This is a genomic window from Algoriphagus sp. SE2 (assembly GCF_039563885.1).
Classification (GTDB): Bacteria; Bacteroidota; Bacteroidia; order Cytophagales; family Cyclobacteriaceae; genus Algoriphagus.
Map to the genome: position 1 here is coordinate 56,180 of NZ_JBCLWJ010000020.1, position 7,280 is coordinate 63,459.

Sequence of the window (7,280 nt, forward strand, 5' to 3'; positions counted from 1 at the left end):
TTGTTTACAAAAAGCAAACGACGCAAAAAGTAAAAACGCAACAAAGTCTCTCATTGCAGATCAAATATTTCCGGCTATTTCAGTTAAACATTTTCAATTAAAAAATGCCTATTCATTTGAATAAGCATTTTTTACAGAATTAACTAGTTTCTTCTCTAAGATAAATCAAGGGTTTTTAATTCTCAATAGTAAATAATTACGTTCCTACTTTTTCAACATGAGCTTCTTTAATTTTTCTCCGTAGGATTTTCCCAACATTAGATTTGGGTAATTCATCGATAAAGTATACTTCTTTGGGACACTTATATTTAGTTAAGAATTCATGACAGTGAGAAATAACAGACTCAGTAGTAAGTGACTTATCTTTTGGAACCACATATGCTACTACTTTTTCCGTTGACTTAGGGTCTGGCATACCTATCACCCCCACTTCTAATACTCCAGGACAAGAAGCGATTACATCTTCAATTTCATTTGGATAAACATTAAAACCAGAAACCAGGATCATCTCTTTCTTTCTATCGACAATTCGGAAGAACCCATCCTCATCCATAACCCCTATATCCCCTGTCTTAAACCATTCACCACGCATTACCTCTTCCGTTTCCTTTGGTCTTTTCCAATAACCTTTCATTACCTGAGGCCCTTTTATACAAATTTCTCCGCGATCACCTATAGCCATTACTTTTCCCTCATCATCCATGACGGTCATTTCAGTATTTGGTAGCGGAATACCTATTGTTCCATTTCTTTCAGTTCCATCTATTGGATTACAAGATGCAACAGGTGAAGTTTCTGTCAATCCATATCCTTCAGCAAGTGGAGTACCAGTTACCTCTTTCCAACGTTCAGCTGTAGCTTTCTGCACCGCCATCCCTCCTCCTACAGCTATTTTTAGATGACTAAAATTTAAATTTCTAAACGATTCCTGATTCAATAGGCCATTAAAAAGTGTATTTACTCCTGTAAATACCGAAAATTTATGCTTAGAAAGTTCTTTGCAAAAAGCCTGCATATCTCTTGGATTTGTAATCAGTACGTTGTGAGCTCCAATCTTGAGCATGGCGAGACAATTTACCGTCAAAGCAAAAATATGATATAGTGGCAATGCAGTAATTACCACTTCTTCTCTTTCCTTTAATTTTGGCTTCATCCAGGCAGAGATTTGCTGCATATTGGCGATTATATTGCCATGGGTTAGTTCTGCGCCCTTCGAAACTCCAGTAGTACCCCCAGTGTACTGTAAAAACGCAGTATCTTTTAAAGAAATTTTCGATGGTCTAAATTCATATTCAGAGCCTTGTTCCAAGGCAGATTTAAATGTATCTGAACCAGGCAAATTATAGCTTGGAACCATCTTCTTTATATGTTTTACAACCAGATTAACGATAGTTCCCTTGATTAAGCCAAGCATATCCCCTAATTCGGTTATAACAATTTTTTTAGCATGAATTTCGGACCTGATTTTTTCAAGATTGTAGGCAAAGTTTGCGACAATCACTATCACGTCTACACCAGAATCATTGAATTGGTGCTTCATTTCTGAGGAGGTATATAAAGGGTTTGTATTAACAACAATCATCCCTGCCCTAAGTGCTCCAAACATAACTACAGAATATTGAAGTGTATTTGGCATCTGTATTGCGATCCGAGACCCTCGCTCCAATTTCAAAACATGAGTGAGATAATTGGCAAAATGAGCTGAAAGCTTATTTAGTTCTAAAAAAGAAAGCGTTTTACCCATACATTCATAGGCAGTAGCTGAACCATATTTTTTTACTGATTCATCAAAAAGTTCAGAAATACTTTTATAAGCTTCACAGTCTACTTTTTTGTCAACTGATTTTGGATAATGTTTAAACCAGGGAAAATCATTCATTTTAATGTATCTTGGGTTTTGCTATTTTTTCTGAATTACTATAATTTCTGGGGTTTCAGCAACGATTTTTGACTTCTATTTTAAAATTTTTCTTGCGATTAACTCCTTCATTATTTCGTTTGTTCCTGCATAAATTCTCTGTACCCTTGCATCCGCATAAGCTCTTGCCACTCCATATTCCCACATATACCCATATCCACCGTGCAATTGAACGCATTCATCTGCAACTTTACATTGAAGCTCTGTCATATTATATTTTGCTGCAGATGCCATAGCAGAGTCTAGCTTGCCGTCATTATGAAGTTGAACTAAATAATCGCAGTAAATTCTTCCCTGTTCCAATGCAGCAGTCATTTCTGCAAGTTTGAATCTTGTATTTTGAAATTCTGAAATTGATTTGTTAAAGGCCTTTCTTGTTTTCACATATTCAATTGTAGCGGTAAGCATATACTCGCCCAAAGCCACAGCGGCTAAGGCAACCACCAATCGTTCTTGAGCCAACTCCGTCATCAAATATTTAAATCCTTCTCCTTCCTTTCCCAATAAGTTTTCTTTAGGAACTTTGACATCTTCAAAAAACAATTCGCAAGTATCTTGGGCATGTAATCCCACTTTATCAAATGGTTTCCCCTTTTTAAAGCCAGACATTTCTTTATCAATAAGCATCAAGCTAATTCCCTTAGCCCCTTTTAAAGGGTCTGTTTTTACCGCCACTACAACAATGTCAGAGAGGAAACCATTTGTTATAAATGTCTTTGATCCATTTACCAAATAATGATCTCCCTTATCTTCAGCTCTGGTTTGAATTCCCTGAAGGTCGCTCCCGGCGCCAGGTTCAGTCATTGCGATAGCACCAATAAAATCTCCAGAAACCATTTTTGGAATGTAATTCTGTTTTGCTTCCTCCGTTCCAAAATGCAAAATATAGGGTATTACAATATCATTGTGAAGAGGATATCCTATAGCCGGACCTGAGCATCCACTTAAACCTAACTCCTCTATTAAAATTGCGTTGAATCGAAAATCCTGAATATTCATACCTCCAAGGGATTCTGGAGCTTGCATTCCTAAAAACCCGTTATCACCAAATTTCTTCCAAGACTCTCTGGAAACCATTTTAGCTTTTTCCCATTCTTTATTATAGGGAGTGACTTCTTTTGCAATAAACTCTCTTACACTATCTCTGAAAAGCATATGCTCATCAGTGAATAAATTTCTAGGTAATCCAAACATATCAGGTAAATTTTTATTTATGTGCTATTTTCAAAAATACTTATTTTGGGGCTATAGGTGGTTGTTATGACTAAGTAGTGACAAAATCAAGAATCTTATGACCTTTGTATCTTTAATCCCAAATTCTAATAGTATGTTTGATCGCATGAGTAATTTCTATAGCTTATCTTATTAAAATTAAAAATGATAAATCTGGAATTAACTACCAGCATTCAAGAAATATCAAAAATACCTATCTGGGAATTCGAAGAACAGGTAGAAGCATCAGAACCTGCCGGAGAAAGCAATATGAATATCGTACTCCGAATTACCACAAATAAGCGTTCAGTTATTCTTAAGCAATCTAAACCTTATGTAAGGAAATATCCTCAAATAAAAGCCCCAATTAACAGAATAAGTGTTGAAAATGCCTTTTATAAGGCTGTAAATCAAAATCAAATATTAAAGAACTTTTCTCCAAAAGTCTTAGCTTTTTTACCAGATGAACATCTCTTGGTAACTGAAGACTTGGGAAAAGGAAGTGACTTCTCCGAAATATATGCAGGCCAAAGAGTTTTGAAGAAACAGGAAGTCCAAAATCTATGCGATTATCTTAACGCACTTCATGAACTTGAAGTTAAAAGTTTTCCAACTAATAATACCATGAAGATTTTAAATCATGAGCATATATTCTGGTTTCCCTTTTTAGAAGTAAATGGATTTGATCTTGACTCCATCCAGCATGGACTTCAGGATTTGAGTTTGAAATACAAAAAAAATTTAGCTTTAAAGAAAAAAATAGATCAGTTAGGGAAACAGTATCTATCTCAAGGCGATACACTTTTACATGGGGATTTTTATCCAGGAAGTTGGTTGAAAATGGGAAATGAAATTAAAATAATTGACCCAGAATTCGGTTTTTTAGGAGATCCAGAATTTGATTTAGGAGTATTATTCGCTCATTTTGAATTAGGACAACAATCGGAAGAATTAAAGAGTGAGTTTCTTCAATCTTATATCCAACCTTTATCTCCAAAGCTATTAGATCAATATCAAGGAGTAGAAATTTTACGAAGATTAATTGGCATTGCACAACTTCCACTGAATTTGACTCTTGAACAGAAAGAAAAATTAATGAATCGAGCAGTCGAATTGATTTTAGAATAAATGAAAAGAACCTATTTATTGGCTTTTTGCCTGATTCTAGCTTTTGCTTGTAATCGAAAAAAAATAGAAAATATTTCTAAAGAAAATATTCTTCCAATGGTAGATTCAGGCTTATCCCCAGAAGAACTCGAGGATAAAATTCTGGGAATGCTTGTTGGATCGGCTATCGGGGATGCCATGGGTGCTCCCACTGAAATGTGGCCAAGAACCGATATTGACTTGCAATATGGATTTGTCGAAACTTTAGATTCAATGGTTAGAGAGGTATCACCGGAAGGTATCTGGATCCCTAATTTACCTGCGGGAGGTACAACTGATGATACGCGATGGAAACAATTAACAGTTAATTACCTGCTTACCCAAAATCCTTACTCTTTAAAATCGCAGGATTTTGCGCAATACATTTTTGATCGATATTCAACTTATGTAAATGAATTAAAACTAACGGAGGGAGTGAATTCTTCTGCTATAGAAAAGGCAAACCTTAAATTGACCTGGTTACAAGAATGGGCAAAAGTGAGTCAACCCTATCTCACAGGGAATGTGGATGGATATGCTGACTCATTAAGTAGATTTTATGGAGGAGAAATGGTATGTGCAGGTTTGCTATATAGCCCAACTATTGGTGCGATCTACCCGGCAAATCCGGAAAAAGCCTATTCAGAAGCTTATAAATTATCAATCTTTGATATTGGATATGCCAGAGACTTATCGTCTTTGGCCGCATCTATGACGGCAGCAGGAATGAAAAAAGATGCCACTCCAGAAGACATTTTATCTGCTTTAAGAATTGATCCAAGAGGATATTATGAAAGTAGATTAGTAGGCAGAACAGCCCAGCGGATATTAATAGATGCATTATCTATTCAAAAAACTGCCCTGGAATTGGATAGCAGTTCTACTCGTTTAAATCCTCAAAGTAAGGGCTTACAATTTGCATTTCAAGAATTGGATAAAAAGCAACAGGATATGCCCTTTCATGCTGGAGAAATTTATCTTGAAGTTTTAACAGCCATGTTATATGCAGACTTCGATTTTCAGGGCACCATGGTGTTTTTAGTGAATTATGGGAGAGATAACGATACCACAGCAGCGGTAGCAGGAGGTATATTAGGTGCATTTGTAGGTTTTGAAAAGTTGCCTGAAACTTCAAGAAATAAAGTCGTCCAAGTGAGCAAAGAACAACTAGGGATAGATTTGAAAGTTTTAGCAAATAAACTTACAAGTCATATCTTAAAAAGCACAAAGCCCTGATGATTGATCATCAGGGCTTTTTACTTTGAAATCTTGAGATTTTATTAAAAAAATAAGACTCTTTTTCTTCCCATTGAATCGGTCACTTCCATATAAATATCTTTAGTATCAAGCCCCTCAAAAGAAAAGTCCTTTTTGAATGCTTCAGGTTGGTCAATAAACTCTTGATAAATTAATTTTCCAGATTGAGAGGAACGAACCTCAACTGTAACTCCTGGTTGAGTCAGTCCTATTACCGCAAGGTTTACTGTGTTTTCATCAACAGCTTTTCCATAAGCCATCAATGGAAGATCTTCAACTGGGATAGGTCTTTGGTACGTTTCTACTGGATAAATAACCTCCTCTTCATCAGTTACGATTTTAACTAAATATTCTCCTTGCGGAAGGCTACCTAGGTTAAAAGGAACTACTACATCTGTGCTTTTGATACGAACCTTTCTGTTTGTAAGGTTTTTACCGTTATGATCCAAAATTGAAATTTTTGCATTACCCACCTCACTCTTCAAAGTGACATTAATTTTCTGGAAGCTTGAACTTACTTCCGATAATTCTCTTAAGTCCTCGTCGGCTGCGATTGCGTTAAAAGAAAGTGCGCTTGCCATTGCTAATGCTATTATAGTTTTCATAATAATGTTGGTTTAGTGTTGTGCTTACCTTAATGCCAACCTTGTACCAAAAACTCAAAACCATCATTTACACAATTCAAAAAAAACGATAGAAAATATAAATTCAGAAAAATTGACAAAATATAATTTCGATAATAGTATATTTTATACTAAAAACCTGTATAAAAAATGGTCAACCTCTTGTTCGATTGTATTGTAAACGAACAATAAATACCTCTACTTCTATTTTGAGAGGTTACAGTTTTTTGAAAATTTTAAGAATTATAAATTTAAATAATTTGATAATTTCTATTTGTGATTTTCCGGAGTAAAATCGACCTGTTCCCAATTGAACACTTTTGTTCGTGTAGAGTCAATTATTAAACCCTTCGTGATTAAACTTCTTTCTTAATTTCATGAGTTTTAAATGTGATAAATTAAACTTTAGAGATTTTTAAAAGAGTATAAAAAAACCCTGATCAAATGATCAGGGTCTCTTCTTATAAGTTGGTTTAGTATTAGAAGAAAATTGTTCTTGTTCTACCTAATTTATCAGAAACCTGCATGTAGATATCTTCTGAATCCATGCCTTTGAATGAGTAATCTTTTTTGAAGCCTTTAGCTTGATCAATATTCTCTTCAAAGATCACTTTACCAGAGGTAGAAGAATATATTTTCACTTCCACTCCTGGTTCTGATAAACCGATAACGGCTAGATTCACGGTATTTTCATCTACTACTTTACCATAAGCCATTAATGGAAGATCCTCAACTGGTATAGGTTGGTTAGATGTCTCTACAGTGTAAACAACTTCTTCTTCTTCCGTTACAATTTTTACTTGGTATTCACCTACCGGTAAATTATTCATATCATAAGGAACTACAAGACTTTCATTTTTCACATGAACCTTACGTTGATTCAGGTTTTTACCATCTTCATTCATGATAGTAATTTTTGCATTGCCAACCCCTTCTTTAAGAGTAACATTGATTTTTTTAAACTTAGAATTTACAGTAGAAAGATCTCTTAAATCTTCGTTTGAATTTGATGCTAATGCGCTAAAAGATAAGGCGCTTGCCATTGCGATTGTGAATAAGGTTTTCATAACATATTGGTTTAGTGTTGTGCTTAGCTTATTGCCAAGCCCGTACCAAACTGAATC

Annotated in this window: 6 protein-coding genes; 2 read left to right on the forward strand and 4 right to left on the reverse strand. The window is 35.0% G+C overall.

Annotation, left to right across the window (positions count from 1 at the left end; all coding sequences use genetic code 11):
- Window positions 1-196: 196 nt before the first annotated feature.
- Together AAGF08_RS18355 and AAGF08_RS18360 are read right to left on the reverse strand one after the other, a co-directional pair.
- The gene (locus AAGF08_RS18355; protein WP_343512832.1) at window positions 197-1,879 is read right to left on the reverse strand and encodes an AMP-binding protein; all 1,683 of its coding nucleotides are present in this window, start codon (window positions 1,877-1,879) and stop codon (window positions 197-199) included.
- A 75-nt stretch (window positions 1,880-1,954) separates the two neighbouring features.
- Complete coding sequence (locus AAGF08_RS18360; RefSeq protein ID WP_343512833.1) at window positions 1,955-3,112, reverse strand: acyl-CoA dehydrogenase family protein; 1,158 nt, start codon at window positions 3,110-3,112, stop codon at window positions 1,955-1,957.
- A 183-nt stretch (window positions 3,113-3,295) separates the two neighbouring features.
- On the opposite strand from AAGF08_RS18360, the gene AAGF08_RS18365 reads away from it, so the two are divergent.
- Window positions 3,296-4,258: a phosphotransferase gene (locus AAGF08_RS18365; RefSeq protein WP_343512834.1), complete on the forward strand. Its 963-nt coding sequence runs from the start codon at window positions 3,296-3,298 to the stop codon at window positions 4,256-4,258.
- Window positions 4,259-5,512: an ADP-ribosylglycohydrolase family protein gene (locus tag AAGF08_RS18370; protein ID WP_343512835.1), complete on the forward strand. Its 1,254-nt coding sequence runs from the start codon at window positions 4,259-4,261 to the stop codon at window positions 5,510-5,512.
- Window positions 5,513-5,556: 44 nt separating this feature from the next.
- On the opposite strand, the gene AAGF08_RS18375 is transcribed toward AAGF08_RS18370, so the two are convergent.
- The gene (locus AAGF08_RS18375; protein WP_343512836.1) at window positions 5,557-6,138 is read right to left on the reverse strand and encodes a hypothetical protein; all 582 of its coding nucleotides are present in this window, start codon (window positions 6,136-6,138) and stop codon (window positions 5,557-5,559) included.
- Between the two features lie 497 nt (window positions 6,139-6,635).
- Window positions 6,636-7,280: hypothetical protein (locus tag AAGF08_RS18380; protein WP_343512837.1), on the reverse strand; the 645-nt coding region annotated here is incomplete at its 5' end.